Annotated in this window: 12 protein-coding genes and 2 pseudogenes; 9 read left to right on the top strand and 5 right to left on the bottom strand. The window is 45.9% G+C overall.

The window, feature by feature from the left end; all coding sequences use genetic code 11:
- Window positions 1-173: 173 nt before the first annotated feature.
- Window positions 174-572 (top strand): annotated as a pseudogene (locus tag AB5170_RS15645) (glycosyltransferase family 2 protein); the annotation flags it as partial.
- A gap of 1,266 nt (window positions 573-1,838) precedes the next feature.
- Here the strand turns inward: AB5170_RS15645 and AB5170_RS15640 are convergent.
- The gene (locus AB5170_RS15640; protein ID WP_368365099.1) at window positions 1,839-2,321 is read right to left on the bottom strand and encodes a hypothetical protein; all 483 of its coding nucleotides are present in this window, start codon (window positions 2,319-2,321) and stop codon (window positions 1,839-1,841) included.
- Between the two features lie 898 nt (window positions 2,322-3,219).
- On the bottom strand, window positions 3,220-3,330 hold the full coding sequence (locus AB5170_RS15635; protein ID WP_368361440.1) for a DUF6783 domain-containing protein: 111 nt from the start codon (window positions 3,328-3,330) through the stop codon (window positions 3,220-3,222).
- 38 nt (window positions 3,331-3,368) lie between these two features.
- Between AB5170_RS15635 and AB5170_RS15630 the strand changes: the two genes are divergently transcribed.
- Window positions 3,369-4,508 (top strand): glycosyltransferase, encoded by a 1,140-nt coding sequence (locus AB5170_RS15630; protein WP_173716100.1) that lies wholly within the window; start codon window positions 3,369-3,371, stop codon window positions 4,506-4,508.
- Between the two features lie 86 nt (window positions 4,509-4,594).
- On the opposite strand, the gene AB5170_RS15625 is transcribed toward AB5170_RS15630, so the two are convergent.
- Window positions 4,595-6,625 (bottom strand): diguanylate cyclase, encoded by a 2,031-nt coding sequence (locus tag AB5170_RS15625; protein WP_173716099.1) that lies wholly within the window; start codon window positions 6,623-6,625, stop codon window positions 4,595-4,597.
- A 296-nt stretch (window positions 6,626-6,921) separates the two neighbouring features.
- Here AB5170_RS15625 and AB5170_RS15620 point away from each other — a divergent pair.
- The 4 genes and pseudogenes from AB5170_RS15620 to glgD all read left to right on the top strand — a co-directional run.
- Window positions 6,922-6,981: pseudogene (locus tag AB5170_RS15620) on the top strand (DUF6783 domain-containing protein); the annotation flags it as partial.
- A 16-nt stretch (window positions 6,982-6,997) separates the two neighbouring features.
- Window positions 6,998-7,228, top strand: coding sequence for a hypothetical protein (locus AB5170_RS15615; RefSeq protein WP_179962529.1), 231 nt, complete (start codon window positions 6,998-7,000; stop codon window positions 7,226-7,228).
- A 155-nt stretch (window positions 7,229-7,383) separates the two neighbouring features.
- Window positions 7,384-8,526, top strand: coding sequence for a glucose-1-phosphate adenylyltransferase (locus tag AB5170_RS15610; protein ID WP_173716098.1), 1,143 nt, complete (start codon window positions 7,384-7,386; stop codon window positions 8,524-8,526).
- A gap of 1 nt (window position 8,527) precedes the next feature.
- Entirely contained in the window at window positions 8,528-9,643 is a 1,116-nt protein-coding gene (gene glgD, locus AB5170_RS15605) for a glucose-1-phosphate adenylyltransferase subunit GlgD (RefSeq protein WP_173716097.1), read from the top strand.
- An 89-nt stretch (window positions 9,644-9,732) separates the two neighbouring features.
- Here glgD and AB5170_RS15600 read toward each other — a convergent pair whose 3' ends face one another.
- Window positions 9,733-12,159 carry an HD domain-containing phosphohydrolase gene (locus AB5170_RS15600; RefSeq protein ID WP_173772804.1) on the bottom strand — a complete coding sequence of 809 codons (2,427 nt, stop codon included), beginning with the start codon at window positions 12,157-12,159 and terminating at the stop codon, window positions 9,733-9,735.
- A gap of 407 nt (window positions 12,160-12,566) precedes the next feature.
- On the opposite strand from AB5170_RS15600, the gene fliB reads away from it, so the two are divergent.
- Genes fliB through AB5170_RS15585 form a run of 3 tightly spaced genes read left to right on the top strand, consistent with a single transcriptional unit; the run spans window position 12,567 to window position 14,544 of the window.
- Entirely contained in the window at window positions 12,567-13,733 is a 1,167-nt protein-coding gene (fliB, locus tag AB5170_RS15595; RefSeq protein WP_256144135.1) for a flagellin lysine-N-methylase, read from the top strand.
- 3 nt (window positions 13,734-13,736) lie between these two features.
- On the top strand, window positions 13,737-14,015 hold the full coding sequence (locus tag AB5170_RS15590) for a DUF6783 domain-containing protein (protein WP_368357188.1): 279 nt from the start codon (window positions 13,737-13,739) through the stop codon (window positions 14,013-14,015).
- A complete protein-coding gene (locus AB5170_RS15585; protein WP_347087660.1) occupies window positions 13,909-14,544 on the top strand; it encodes an N-acetyltransferase family protein in 636 nt (211 codons plus the stop codon). Before AB5170_RS15590 ends, AB5170_RS15585 begins: the two co-directional genes overlap by 107 nt.
- A gap of 138 nt (window positions 14,545-14,682) precedes the next feature.
- Here the strand turns inward: AB5170_RS15585 and AB5170_RS15580 are convergent.
- A partial coding sequence (locus AB5170_RS15580) for a DUF5110 domain-containing protein (protein ID WP_368365098.1) occupies window positions 14,683-15,591 on the bottom strand: 909 nt, incomplete at its 5' end.

Genomic DNA, 15,591 nt, shown 5'->3' with positions numbered 1-15,591 from the left:
TAAATGTGTTCATTTGGTGAGAAAGAGATAAACAGAAAATAAACAAGTTTCTTCCTTCCTTTTCCCCTTGAAATCCCCCTGTCGAACTGGTACTATTATAGGTAAAAGATTGACGAAATAACTGCAATTTTGACTTGAAATATCGGAATTAGGAATGGGGTAGAGAGTTTTTGATGAAGTCTTTTAAAGTCAGCATCATTTTACCGGTGTATAACGTGGAAAAATACCTGAGCGTGTGCCTGGACAGCTTATTGGCACAGACACTTGAGGAAATAGAGATCGTAGCTGTCAATGATGGCAGTACAGATGGAAGCCTGCAGATTCTGCAGGCTTATCAGTCGTTAAATCCGGAGAAGCTTTTTATATTTTCCACAGAGAACCACGGCGTCAGCAGGGCACGAAATTACGGTTTTGCCCATTCCCATGGAGAATATGTCTGGTTTGTAGACAGCGATGACTTCGTAGAGCCTGACGCCTGCAGACTTCTTTATGAAAAAGCTACCGCTGACGGAAACGACCTGGTTCTTTTCCGTTACTATAATGTAGACTCTGAGACCGGAGTCCGTAAGGAATACATTGCATCCTGCCATAATCAGAACTTCCGCGTTGCAGACAAGCCTTATGAATTACCTGCGATTTCTCCATACCCATGGATCAAGTTCATTCACAGAGATCTGTTTAACGGACTTTGTTTCCCGGAAGGAATCCGGTTTGAAGATCTTCCGGTGGCCTATCTTCTGGCTGTGAAAGCCCGTTCCATCGGATACGTGGATCAGTGCTTCTATAATTACAGAAAAAATGTAGGATTCCTCAGCCGTCTCACGCCTTCCACCCTTCACATCCGGAATGCCATTATTTTTATGAAGGAAGAAATGGAGAAGCTGGGGCTGTTTGAGCAATATCAGACAGAGCTGGATTTCATTGCTGTGCGCCATTTTTTCTACCGTTTCTGGAAGCTTCTCACCAACTATGAGACTGACCAGAAAGAACTGAAGCTGCAATTGATCAATGAGCTTTTCGATTATATGGAATCCAATATTCCAGACTGGGAGAACAATCATTATGTCCGATATTCACTTCCGCCACATATTGGGCGACTGCTCTGTCTTTATGGTTCCAGACAGGAAATGATCTCTTTCGTAGAAGCCTGCAACGGAATGACCGTACAGCAGCAGAAAGCCTGGATAAAGGATTACAAGCTTTCTCACAAAACATCTCCCAGCTATCAGCCTGCTGAGATGATCCACCGGGAAAAAACTTCCTCTCAGTTTTATGGCTTTGCCTATACCGGAAGCCTTGCTCCTGATCCGGAGCAGATTCTTCTGGAAGCCAGCCGTGGAAAAGAAATTCCTACCTGGATATTGAAATTGCTTGTGCATCTTCTGAGGAATTTTGGAGAACACCAGATCATTGTCTCCCTGACTCAGGAGAAGCATGCCTTGTTCCAGGCTCTTCTGAACCGCTATCTTTCCGACAGCACAGCTCTGTCTGAGAATATTACTCTGGTGTGCCCGGATAGCGAAGAATACGGCAAGGCACTTGCACTCTCCGGCTACGTGATCACAGACGGACCTTTGCCCTACTATTTCCGGAAGGAAGAGGGGCAGTTTGTGCTGCTTTACTGCGGACACAATCTGTATCCGGAAACCGTTCTGAACACACCGGATTCCACCGCTGATACAGGGCTTTGGCAGCATACTATGTTTATGGCAGACTGCCTGTATTTTAACAATGTACAGAACCGGGATATTTACCTGCAGGAATGTATGACAGCTAATATCTGCAAAACGCCTTACATTATCGGTTCTTCCACCCACATTCCGGTGATTCCCAATGAATCACACAGGGAAAAGCTCCGCCGCAGCCTGCAGATGGATTCCATGCAGACTATTTTGTATGCGCCGCTGCTTCCAGGATCCTATATTGCGGACACCGAGCAGACATTCTGGAATTTCATGGCAGCCCTCTACATATTTGACTGTGAACTTTCCGATCATCAGGTTTTGTATCTGCATCTGGACCATGAGAGGGAAATTGATTTTTCTGAATTTAGACATATAAAAGAAATGCCAAAAGATTTCGATGTACCGGATTTCGCTGCGGCGTGTGATATTTTTATATCGGATTATCACAATGCACTTTCTGCCAGATTCACCACAGGCACACAGATTCTGCGATTTCTGTGCGGTACATTTCTTCGACACGAAAATGCAACCAGTGACCATCAGACTGTACCAGCTGCTCCTGTCCTGCAGGAAACCACTTCCTGTCTGCCCGAGAGCTCTGGAGCCTGTTTGAAAAATCATTCCTGCAATCTGCACTCCACACTTTGTGATATATTTCACCCGGAATATCCTGCATTTGATAATGTACCGGAGTTAGTACGATATATCAGACAGTTAGAGCTGATGTCTGAGAAGATGGCCACAAATGAAGCTTTACATTCAGCACCTTTTGACCAGTTTACTTCTGATACAGACCGTGTGTTCGATTCCCAGGAGCACAATTGGAATTCTTCGAAAAAAAGCTCTCTGCAAATGGAAAATAATCATGATTTACAGGCAGCAAAGGATTCCCCGGAAGAAGCCACTATTTTCGAGGAGTCCCCACAATATCTTCTCACAGATATTGCAGATTCTCTCTTAAACGGACGACCGCTGCCCTATTATGCTCCAGCTTCTTCCGATGATGTACCGGCACCGCGCACACGCATCCTGTTCTTTACAGGGCGGAAGCTTTCCCAGAATCTGGTTCGGGATTTTAATGCCCTGGCAGCACAGGCACCGGAAAAAGAATTCTGGCTTGCATACAATGATTTCCGCAATACAGACTCTGCCAAATATCTGGCACAGTTATCACCTGACTGTTCCAGCCTGCCATTGAAGCCGGATCCCGAGAAAGGTAATCGCTGGAAGCTGGCAAGTGTGCTCACCAGCCGGATGGGACTTTTCTCATTCTATCCATTGTCCCATATTTTGGACTTGGGGAAAGAAGAATATAAGAAGTGCATGGGAGGGACACGATTCGACGAAGTCGTAATCACTTCCACAGATAGTATAAAAACGGTTGCTACGCTTCTGGCTGCTGCGCCAAAAGCGTCCTATACTTTTGACACCTTTAACCCAGAGCGCTACAGTACCTCAAGACCTTACAGGCACCAGATTGCATTTCTTTGCAGAATGTTAAAGGATACAGGAAGTCTGGAATTGCCTGCCGAGCTTACCGGATTGAAGCTGACGCAAAGCTCTGGCAAAAATAAAGATAAGGGAATGCTCTAGAGCGTGTTTGAAAAAGGCTTTCTGCAAGATGTGCGTCACAATTTGTGGGAATGCTTTTTTATAACCCATTCCTTACGAAAGGATTTACCTATGAAATTAACCACTATCATCCCGGTTCACAATGCTGAGAAATATATCACAGCCACTTTGGACAGTGTATTGCAGCAGGATCTGGGAAATCCAGAGGAGCTGGAGGTGATCTGTGTGGATGACGCATCCACCGACGCTTCTGTTGCCCTCATAAAAGATTACCAGCAAAAAGACTCCCGCATCCGCCTTTTCCTCAATGAAAAGACCCGGTTTGCAGGAGCCTGTCGAAATAAGGGAATCGAAGAAGCCCATGGTGATTACCTTCACTTTCTTGATGCAGATGACCTTGTAGAAAAAGGTGCCTACCAGAAATACCTGTCCATTGCTGAACAGGCGGGTGCCGACATGGTAAAGGGCTGCGCCGTCTGCTTTGACAATGAGACCGGCGAGCTTTCCGATACCCCGCTTTTTGCACTGTCTGATGTGCCCGCTGAGTGCTTCGATAAAGTTCTGAATTTCCACCAGGCGCCCGAAATTTTCAGCCACATCAGTGTAGTTCCATGGAATGCCATTTACAAACGGAAATTCATTTTGGAAAAGGGGCTTCGCTTTAACGATCTGATCTGTGTCAACGACCGCTCCTTCTACAGCGAAGCCGTATTCACTGCCAACAGGATCTGGCTCACTCACGAGCAGATTGTCCGTTACCGTGTGAATAACAGCGCATCCCTTGTAGGAAACCGTGCCAGAAACTTCCATTGTGAATTTGATTCCTGGCAATTGATCATGAACCAATGTACCAAATACAATATTCAGGGCCGCGAGCTGGCCATCGTAATGGAGCGTGAACTGATTGACATTTTTATCTGGTATCGCAAATACAAAAAAATCCCGGAAATTTCAGAAGAGATTACTGCGCAGACCCAGGCGTTTGCGCAGAAGCTTGATATTTCGCCTCTTGAAGCATTCCCGCCTTCTTTCAAGTGGTACTACGATTATCTCACTTTTCTTCCGGAATTTGAGAGCCTTACAAAAAATTATAACAATATTACCCAATTCAAAAAACAAGCCAAACTAATCATGCCCCAGTGCACCACCCTGGCTGACTTCCGCCACCGCATCCAGGAAGCCCCCGCCACAGATAGTACCTCTAAACGGTCAGGTGTATTAAAAAAACTGCTCTCCCATTTTAAGCATTGATTCGTCAGAAACCACCAGTTAGTTCAACTGGTGGTTTCTCTTTGATTGGGCAAAGGGGCTGGAGATACCGCTCCAGCCCCTTTGCCTCACGCACCTTCGTTATTCATCCTGCTCACCGACTTCTTCCTGTGCTTCTTTGCCTCATAAAGCTGCTGGTCTGCAAAGGAAATCACCTGCTGGATATCTGTTGAACTATTGGGGCAAAACTCGGCAATTCCAAGGGAAATCTCCACCAGGAACGGCTTGCCGGATTTTTCATTAAACAGCTTACATGCCATCTTCACACGCTCCCGGAACTTCTCCCCGAAATCGGCTTCCTCGCACTCCAGCATGATAATATATTCATCACCGCCCACACGGCCCAGAATATCATTGCTGCGCAGACATCCCTTTAATATTTCAGCAACACTCCTAAGTGCAAAATTCCCTGCCGGATGCCCCCAGGTGTCGTTAATCTCTTTTAAGTGATCCAGATCACCGTAGATCATATACGCTCTCTGGCCATTCCCAGCCTGGCAAACCCGCTTGGTGTGCTCCATAAACCCACGCAGATTCAAAAGTCCGGTCAGCTCATCATACTCGGAAATAATGCCAAGAACGCGGTTTTTCTCCTTAATCTCTTCCATATCCCTGGACATCTCCAGCCGTCTGGCCGCCTCTGCCTTGCTGATCTCCAGATAATGCAAGGACAGACCGATCTGCAGACTGATCACATAGAAGAAAGGAAAATCCTCCTGGTCAATGTCGCAGGCCAGAAGTCCATACTGCTTCTCCCCGGAAAAGAGAAGAAAGACCATAAACTGGTGGCGCTCTTCATCCTCCATCAGATCACAGATTCCGTTTTCCTTCATGACCAGAGGTCTCTCGTAAGCCGCCTTGGTAACGATCCTGCCATTCTCATAGCTGGCAGCAAGATGAAGGTTATAAGGGCAGGTCCACTTCCGTTTGCCATCGTAAACAATCGGTTCATCCAGGAGAAAAAGATGCGTGCATCTTGTATGAAGCTCCCGCATTTTCTCCATAATTTCCTTCAGAAAAGCCTGCTCGTCATCCATGCAGTCGTTTAAATCCCGGGCAAGAACCGGAATAAACCAGGATTTCCTCTGAAAACTGATCAACTCCAGCTTCATTCCTGCAATTGTCTTATTCAGCCTGTGCACCTGGGCACCAAGCCCCACTGGTGTCTCTTTCCTCGAAGCATCCTCTGACACGCAGCCGCAGGATTCTCTTTTTACAAAAGAAACTGGCACGCGTCTGGATACTGCTTCTTTTCCGGGATCTTTTCCATCCAAGCGGTTCACCAGATCGTAGACTGCCATTTTACCCATAAGCTCTCCGTCCTGCTGAACTGTGGTAAGAGGCGGTTCCATCCCGGATGCACGCTCACAGTCATCAAATCCGGTAATCATAATATCCTTGCCAACCACAAGCCCACGCTTCTCGCAGACACGATAGCCGGCAAAAGCCATCTCATCATTGGCAAACACAATGGCCTGGGCATCCGGGTTGCTATCCAGAAGACGTTCCACCTGTTTGTCCACAAACTCGGAATAGTCCCCCTGGGCAATCATTCCGGGAGTGACAGGAAGCCCGTATTTCTTCATGGTTTCCAGATAAGCTTCCTTACGCTCAATGGCATCTGTGTTATGCTCCGGTCCTGCCACGAACAGGATCCTGGACAGATGATGCTCTTCCACCAGATGGGAAATGACCATCGCGATACCGCCTTTGTTGTCACAGATCAAGGAGTGACAATTGGGCACATCCACGATTTCCGTAAGAAAAACCGTGGTGATCCCGTTATATTTCCGGGCAAATTCATTGGGATCATCCTCACGCAGCTGGATTCCCAGTGTTCCATAATTAATAATCAGACCATCCAGTCCGCCGATCAGGCTGTAGTCATGTATGGTATTAAATTGATAGTCATAGGAATTTTTCTGTTTGCTGCCCAGGACATCTTCGAAAAAGTCCTTAGTCCGGGTTCCCAGAAAAAAACAGACATTTACGTCCAGCTCTGCCGCTGCCTCAGAAATCCCCTTGATATGCTCTTTTGGAAAATAGGTATGCACTCCTCCGATGAGGACTCCAAGATTATACCTCTTTTTTTCTTCCATCTTCACACCTCTTGCTGCAAAAATTTGATATTTTTTCTTTTTCCTTCATATCGCACTTTATCTGTTCCTACGTTCTTTTCGTCTATTATAACAATGTTTCCTATAGCATGTAAAGCCGCTTTTGTGAATTTTCGCTAAATATGTGAATATTTGAGCCCTTCATTGCAGTGCAGATTTTTTTCTGGTATACTTTAGGCATCAAGCGCACATCTGCAAATTAAAGCAGTAAAGAATTGGACTTTATCGGTTATAGAGGGAACCGTTTCAATCGTCCCGGAGCGTATTAAAGAAGACTTTCTGCAAAGTGCGGCATGCAGCTTGCAGGAACAATTTTCCAAACACACTCTGGCGCCTGATAGGAAGGATAAAAAAATGGCTATTAACCCCATGAAATTACTTGAACTTAAGAACCTGTGGAGCGCTTTTACAAGGCGTCACCCGAAATTTCCACAATTTGTTTCCGCCGTGCAGCGGGCCGGCATTTCCGAAGGAACCGTGATCGAGGTTCAGATCACCACACCGGACGGCAGAACTTTCACTTCCAACCTGAAGGTACAGCCGGAAGACATCGAGGCTGTGAAAAGTCTACAGAATTACCAGTGAATATTTAGTTAAATTTCATCTGGATTTTACAATATTTTTGCACAAAAAAATTGTACTTTTAACGAAAATATTGTATAATATACCTTAAAGTATTACTATTCACAGACTCATTGCTATGAATAGTAACCTTAAAGAAATGAAAGTGAGGGTTCACCATGAAACAGAACAGTATGTTAGCAATGATTCTGGCAGGCGGCCGTGGCAGCCGTCTTCACGATCTTACCAACAAAGTGGCTAAACCGGCAGTTTCCTACGGCGGTAAATACCGTATCATTGATTTCCCCCTCAGTAACTGTGCCAACAGTGGCATCGATGTAGTAGGCGTACTGACACAATATGAGTCAGTTGAGCTGAACAGTTATGTTGCAGCTGGCGGACGCTGGGGACTGGATTCCAAGGACAGCGGTGTATATGTACTTCCGCCTCGTGAGAAAGCAGACACCGGACTCGACGTATATCGCGGAACAGCCGACGCGATTTCCCAGAACATTGATTTTATAGATCAGTATGATCCGGAATACCTTCTGGTACTTTCCGGTGACCACATTTATAAAATGAATTATGACAAGATGCTTGCCTTCCATAAAGAGAGACAGGCAGATGCTACTATCGCCGTTATCGAGGTTCCCCTTAAGGAAGCCAGCCGTTTCGGTATTATGAACACTGACGGCGAGACAGACCGTATCACCGAGTTTGTTGAGAAGCCGCCGGTACCTGAGAGCAATCTTGCCTCTATGGGTATCTATATTTTTAACTGGAAGCTTCTTCGTAAGCTGCTTCTTGCAGATATGAAGAACCCGGATTCCAACCATGACTTTGGCAAGGACATCATCCCTACTCTTCTTGGCGATGAGAAACGTCTTTTCGCTTACCGCTTCAAGGGCTACTGGAAGGATGTTGGAACCATAGATTCTCTCTGGGAGGCAAATATGGATCTTCTCAGCCCGGATAATGAGCTGGATTTAAGCGACCTTACCTGGAAAATTTACACCGAAGATGTAACCGCACTTCCGCAGTATATTGGCACAGAGGCCAGGATCCAGAATGCTTACATAACCCAGGGCTGTGTAATTGAAGGCGAGGTTACCAATTCCGTAATCTTTACCGGAGCTAAGGTGAGACCAGGTGCAAAGGTAATTGACAGCGTACTTATGCCAGGTGCTATTGTGGAAGATGGTGCTGCCGTAATACGTGCCCTTGTTGCCAATGGCGTAAACATCGGCAAGGGTGCTCTTGTAGGAAGTGCTGACAGTGAGCACATCGAGCTGATCGCGAAACGAGTAAAGGGGGCCGAATAATATGTATAAAGCATTTGGAATTGTAAACTCATCATCCAGAAACATCCGTGTAGAGGGACTTGAGGACTACCGTCCAATCGGAGCTTTCTCATTCCTGGGCAGATACCGTATGGTCGACTTCCCGATTTCCAACCTGAGCAACAGCGGCATTGACCGCATCCAGATCTACGTGAAAGAGAAACCACGGACTCTGGTTTCCCATATCAGCACCGGACGTCATTATAACATTAACTCAAAGAGCGGACGGCTGCAGATTCTTTTCACTGACAGCGACCAGAGAAACAATATCTATAACACCGATATTGCTTCCTATTACGAAAATATGGAATGCATCGAAGAAATGCATCATCCGTATGTGGTAATCACACCAGATTACATGGTTTATACTGCTGATTTTTCCAAGCTGATCGAACAGCATATCCAGTCTGAGGCTGACATTACCCTGCTTTATCACGCAGTAGACAATGCGAAGGATGCTTATCTGAACTGTAATATCCTGAATCTGAATAAGCAAAAGGGTGTGCTCTCCATTGAGCCAAACCACGGAAATGCCAAAAACCGCAATATTTTCATGGACACCTACATTATGAAGAAGGATCTGTTTATCGAGCTGATCCGCAAGGCAAAGGCAATTTCTTCAGCCTTTACTCTTGCAGACATTATCAATGAGCTGCATGATGAGCTGGATGTAAGAGGAGTTTCCCACCGCGGCTTCTTCGCTTCCATCACAGATTTCCAGAGCTATTACAATGCCAATATGGATCTGATCGATATCAAGGCTGCACAGACACTTTTCGATCCGGAATGGCCAATTTATACCCGTACCAATGATTCCTGTCCGACTCACTATTATAAAACCGCCCAGATTCGCAACTCTGTCGTTTCCAACGGCTGTCAGGTGGAGGGAACCATTGAGAATTCCATTCTCGGTCGTGGCTGCATTATTCACAAGGATGCCGTGATCAAAAACAGTGTGATTCTTTCCGGTGCTGAAATCGGTGAGGGCGTACATGTAGAGAATCAGGTAGTAGACAAGATGGTCAAAATCCTTCATGTGAAGGAGGTTGTCTCAGATCCGGCACTTCCTGGATACATTAAGAGAAGAGATATTCTGTAAATATTGCATTCCTGAACCTGTTTGGAAAATCAAACGCACTTAGGAAATAACAAAAGTCCCGAGCGGTTTTGCCCGCCGGGACTTTCTTTTTATATTCTTACCTGCTCCAGCATTTCCTCTACCCTGCCCGGTATACTGGTACCGGCAGTAACAAGCTTCAGCTGCACTCCAGGCAGCTCCGGGAATCTCAGAGCCTCTACTCTTCCGCACATTTCCTTCTGGATTTCGGAAAGCTCCTCTTCCGTAGCCTTAAAAAATACTGTCACAAAATCATCGCCGGAATATCTGAGCACATCGCCTTTGCCAGCCGCAGCATCCCGAAGCACACCAGCCACCTGGCGAAGCACATCATCTCCAGCCTGATGTCCGAAATTCTCGTTAATTCTTTTAAAGTTCTTAATATCTGCAAACATAAGAGCTGCTGCATTGTCCATCTTGCTCAGCTTCTCCACATAATAGCGTTTATTATAAACTCCGGTTACCGGGTCTATATAAACCTTCTCCTTATGAATCCTTACAGATGACAAGATCTCATCTTTGGAATACCCATCAGGCATAAAATCACCATCTATCCTGGAAGCCATCTCCAGACAGCAGGGTTTCCCGTCAATCTCTACATACATGGATACCACCTGATATGGATCATCCCCTGCAACCTCAAGCTTTGTCATGCGCTTCTTGGTCTGCATGCTGAGTCTGGAAATACAGTTGCTGCATTTTTCCAGACAATTCCATATGTCTGAGCAGGCAGTTTCACTCTCCCACATTTTTCCGTCTTTTTCTATATGAATAACCTTATTCGTTATAGGATCTACATATCGAACCAGATCATAGGAGATCTGCAGGTACTGAAGCAAAAGCCATGCTTCCGTTCCATCTGTAGAGAAGCCGCATTTCTTAAATCGGTCATAAAAACTGGAAAATTCTGCGCTGCGGTCTTTTTCCAGGACTTTCAAACCTTCCTCCCGGACGTTTTCCATAACCATATAGTCATCCGTAATATCTGTCAGCTTTCCAACAACGCCTGTATAGCCTTTTTCAGCACCATCAGTCCAGATTACCCTGCATTTGCACCGGTAGTGGCAGGGATTTTTTCCATCTGTGAGAAAAAGATTGCTTGTCACGTCCGGCGTTTCCCGGGTGGCCTGGGTAATCTTCCGGATAAGCCGTTTCAGGGATTGCTCCTCCACAAGGTCTTTCAGCACACCGCTCTGCAACGGGGAAAATGAAGGTTCTGTAATCCCGCTTCGTTTACAGCCAGCCTGGTTAAAAGTGAGTAGCGGCGGTGAAATGGTATAAGTAAAAACAATATTTCTGCTGCCCTCTGCCAGAAAATTATAGCGCATTCTCTCAAATTCCAGCTGCTGCACAATTTTCTCTGAGGAATCCATCTCAAAATCGTGAAATCTGCTGGCAATATCAGAAAGATCTGTCTGTTCATACCTTTCCTTAGATTTATAGCCCATTTTTTTCTTCAGGGAAGAAGAAATATCCAGAAGGCACTCCAACATCAACGGATTAAATGCACCACACTGTCCTGCCAGTATCATCTCGATGGCCTTTTCATGGGAATAAGCATCTTTATAGCATCTCTCACTGGTCAATGCGTCATATACGTCAGCTAACGCCACAACCTGTGCTGAAACAGGGATTTCTTCCCCTTTTAATCCATCCGGGTATCCGCCCCCATCGTAGCGCTCATGATGCCAGCGGCAGATCTCGTATGCAGTCTTGACAAGAGGCTCCTCCTTCTGGTCAAGTGGCAGTTCTGACAGCATATTGGCTCCTGCCATGGAATGTCCCTTTATTACTGCAAATTCTTCGGCTGTAAGTCTGCCTGGCTTATTCAGGATTTCATCCGGAATACTGATCTTGCCAATGTCATGAAGCGCAGAGGCTGTGGTAATCATCCGGATCTGCTCCTTGCTCAGGGCATATCTGTTATTTTCCTTCTGAACCAGCTGGCGAAGCAGCATTTCTGTAATTGTCTGAATGTGCAGCACATGAAGTCCGCTCTCCCCATTGCGGAACTCCACTATATGAGAGAGGATATTGATCATCAGCTTGCTGCTTTTTTCTCTCTCGTAAATCTGATTAGAAACAATACTGGTCATTCGGCGCTGCTTAGCTCCCAGAAGTATGGCATTGGCCGAACGGCGTAATACCATATTTGCATCAAAGGGCTTTTCGATAAAATCAGTAGCGCCCAGATCATACCCACGTTTTATGTAAATAGGTGAATTTTCTGACGAAATAATCACAACTGGAATAGAATCAATCCAGTGTTCTTTATTCATATAAGAAAGAACCTCGAAACCATCCATGTGGGGCATAACAATATCCAAAAGAAGCAGGGAAATCTCCTCGGCATGCCTCTGAAGGCAGTCAACTGCCTGCACACCGTCGTTCGCCTGTATGATATCATATTCCTCTTCCAGAATTGCAGCTAAAAGTTCGCGGTTCATTTCTGAATCATCCGCTATAAGAATCTTTTGTTTAGTTATAACTTCACTCATTTTATAATTTCCCTCGCTGGTGCAGGTACCCCCCCCCACGCCAGTTTCCGTTTTACTGTTAAGCTGACAGCTTTTATAATATGGGTGCTATCATGTCCTGATATTTCTGTCGTTTCATGTGAATTTTTCTTCGGTCTGAAATTCTTAAAATTTGTTTTGGAAATTTCAACAGAACTGTCAAGATTTAATTATCGCAGTGCAGGTATCAGAAAGCTATCGTTCGCGGACTGGTCAATAGCTGCCTAAGTTCTTTCCGATCCTAACTTTACCTATATGAGTTTAACAGTCCACCGCATGAATGTCAACCATCTATAACTTTTTTTGTCCAGAGGATTTACACAGCTTTGAAATACCGTTACAATAGTTGTATTTGAAATATACTGATCACTGTTACTAGGAGGTTTTTTATGGAGATTACAAGACCTGATTATTATAAAGAGTTTTCCTGTATTGCAGGTGCCTGTCCCGACACCTGCTGTGCCGGCTGGCAGATCGTCATTGATGACAAAAGCCTGAAAAAATATAAGCGTGTGAAGGGTACTTTCCGGAATCGCCTTCATAATGATATTGACTGGAAGGAGAAGGTTTTCCGTCAGTATGATAAGCGGTGTGCATTTTTAAATGAGGACAGCCTTTGCGACATCTACAGCGAGGTTGGAAAACGAATGCTTTGCGACACCTGTCGGAAATATCCCCGGCACATCGAAGAATTTGAAGGTCTGCGGGAATATTCCCTGTCTCTTTCCTGTCCGGAGGCAGCCAGGATTCTGCTTGGCAGAAGGGAAAAGGTAACCTTCCAGACAGCGGAGGTTCCCTCCCCGGAAGAAACTTATGATGATTTTGACTATATGCTTTTCACAGCCCTTGAAGATACCAGGGAATACTTTCTTGAGGTGCTGCAGAACCGGCAGATTCCCATGCGGCTTCGTATGTGGAAGATACTGGCTGCAGCCAGTGATTTCCAGCGCTGCGTAGACCGGAACCAGCTTTTCAAATGGGAAGAGATCCGGGAGCGCCATAAAGCCTCCGGATATGGCGAAGCCTTTACCTCCAAGGTGCAGAAGCATATGAATAAAAAGGCTGCGCCAGATGAACTTCTGAAGACCATGTGGAAGGCGGTTGTTCCCAGAATGGAGGTTCTCAGACCGGGCTGGCAGGAATTTCTGAAAAAAAATTTGCAGGCGCTTTATGGCAGCGCAGAAGCTTCCGGCGTTTCCCCCACCTCCGTTTACTCTCAGAACCGTGCCGACTTTGAAAAGGCTTACCCGGACTGGAATATTCAGGAAGAGCAGCTGCTTGTGTATTGGATTTACACATATTTCTGCGGTGCTGTTTACGACGGCGAAGTTTTCGCCAAGGTAAAAATGGCTGTGGTCTGCACCCTGCTGATCCATGAGCTGGATATGGGAGCTTACCTGAAAAACGGACGGGTGTTCTGTCTGGAAGACCAGATAGATATTTGTTACCGTTTCTCCAGAGAGCTGGAGCATTCGGATCTGAACCTGAATGCGTTTGAAGATTTACTTGCTGCTGATAAACTGTTTGCTCTGGAAAACATGCTGAAAATCTGCTAGAGCGTGTTTGAAAAATCATTCCCGCAATCTCCCACAAATTGTGACGCACATCTTGCAGAAAGCCTTTTTCAAACATGCTCTAAAACGAAATTTACGAAAATAAGACTGCACTTCATCATATGTGCTATAATACAGCTAAAATTTTCGTTTGCAACTACAAAGGAGGAATCCTGCCATGTCATTACCAGTTACTATCCGCCCGGCAGCCCCAGAGGATGCAGAGGCGCTCCTTTCCATTTATGCACCTTATGTAAAGCACACTGCAATTACCTTCGAATATGAAGTTCCCTCTGTAGAAGAATTCCGGAAGCGAATTGCACACACACTACAGCATTATCCTTATCTTGTAGCCGAACGGGGAATAAACAGCTCCGCACCAGGCATCAAGGATGAAGGGAACTGCAGTGCATGTACCGAAATCGCAGGCTACGCCTACGCAGGACCGCTCCACGCCCGGGCTGCCTACGCCTGGTCTGTGGAAACTTCCATCTATGTAAGAGAATCCGAAAGGAAATCCGGAATCGGCAAGGCGCTTTACGCTTCTCTGGAAAAAGCGCTTGCCGCCCAGAATATGACCAATCTGAATGCCTGCATCGCCAGTCCTGTAGTGGATGACGAATATCTGAACCATAACAGCATTCAGTTTCATCAGCATCTGGGCTATTCTATGGTAGGGGAATTTCACAAATGCGCTTACAAGTTCGGGCATTGGTACAATATGGTCTGGATGGAGAAGATCATCGCAGATCACCCCGACAGACAGCCCGATGTGATTCCCTTTGCACAGATTCCTCTTGAAATTTACTGCTGATTTTAAATGCTCAACAGATTGAAAAATACTTCAATGCTATATGCGGACTGTCCCCCCCCTCTTAAATAACAGCTTATTAAAACACCCGGGAGCAAATACTCCCGGGCTTTTTACTGTCTTTCATATTCTGTTTATATCTTACTCTATCGCAGTCAGAATCTCTCCCACTGCTCCCACAATTCCTTCTTCCGGATGCATTGCGGTAAGCTGGGTGAGTTTGGCGGCATTGGAAATCTTCTTGTCCAGGATTTCCATGATGGCTACTTTCTCCATGTATGGGATTTCAGCCTGGTTGAGAAGGTTGAATACCTGAGTTTTCACATCATTCTCACGAAGCTCCGGAGCTCCCAGAGTAATGATAATTTCAGAGGTTGCAGAGATTTCCGGAACACTTACTTTCAGGCAGCCAAGTGCTTCATCATACTCTTTAGAAGCTTCCACCACTGTACCTTCCACTTCGACGGTAACCTCGGTGTCCTTCACACCCCAGAACTCTACAGTCCAGGTTCTCTTCTGCGGGATCAGTTCCAGCCTGCCTGCTGCCTTTTGGATGGCGAAGCGGCCAGTACTCCACTTCAGATCCATGTCTGTGAGAACGCACTCGTCTTTCAGGTAAGCGTTGGACTCGTTGTCGTCTTCGTAAAGCTGGAAGCTGCCGTCTGCACCGCCGTATACACGGATGGTCATAGTTTCCGGATTTCTGTCTGCTTCCTGTCCAAATATTTCCTCAGTCATCGGCACAATGGCACCTGCTTTTGCCAGAACCGGTATGGAATGAAGGTCACGGTACATATCCATCTCTCTGTCGCCGGAATATACCAGACCTGTGAAGAAATCAATGTAAGTACCCTCTGGCAGCCATACATGAGTCCTGGCTCTTCCAACGCCCTGGACAGATTTCTCCGTAACAGGTGCTACAATAAATGCGGTTCCATACTCATATTCATTCTTCACTGTGTAAGCCACCTGCTCTGCCGGATATGTGTAGTACATTGGCAGGATCAGAGGCGTGTTCTCTTTATATGCTCTGTGGTTCATGGTATACAG

Source organism: Ruminococcus sp. RTP21484sp1_RTP21281st1_A8_RTP21281_210402 (assembly GCF_040914025.1).
GTDB classification, from domain to species: Bacteria; Bacillota; Clostridia; order Lachnospirales; family Lachnospiraceae; genus Blautia_A; species Blautia_A faecis.
The sequence above is the reverse complement of the archived record's forward strand: the minus strand, read 5'-3'. Positions and strand labels throughout refer to the sequence as shown.

Excerpts from the sequence above, each read along its gene's own strand:
- fliB (WP_256144135.1), top strand. The coding sequence starts at position 12,567 with ATGGAGATTACAAGACCTGATTATTATAAAGAGTTTTCCTGTATTGCA.
- AB5170_RS15600 (WP_173772804.1), bottom strand. The coding sequence starts at position 12,159 with ATGAGTGAAGTTATAACTAAACAAAAGATTCTTATAGCGGATGATTCA.
- AB5170_RS15610 (WP_173716098.1), top strand. The coding sequence starts at position 7,384 with ATGAAACAGAACAGTATGTTAGCAATGATTCTGGCAGGCGGCCGTGGC.
- glgD (WP_173716097.1), top strand. The coding sequence starts at position 8,528 with ATGTATAAAGCATTTGGAATTGTAAACTCATCATCCAGAAACATCCGT.
- AB5170_RS15625 (WP_173716099.1), bottom strand. The coding sequence starts at position 6,625 with ATGGAAGAAAAAAAGAGGTATAATCTTGGAGTCCTCATCGGAGGAGTG.
- AB5170_RS15630 (WP_173716100.1), top strand. The coding sequence starts at position 3,369 with ATGAAATTAACCACTATCATCCCGGTTCACAATGCTGAGAAATATATC.
- AB5170_RS15615 (WP_179962529.1), top strand. The coding sequence starts at position 6,998 with ATGGCTATTAACCCCATGAAATTACTTGAACTTAAGAACCTGTGGAGC.
- AB5170_RS15585 (WP_347087660.1), top strand. The coding sequence starts at position 13,909 with ATGTCATTACCAGTTACTATCCGCCCGGCAGCCCCAGAGGATGCAGAG.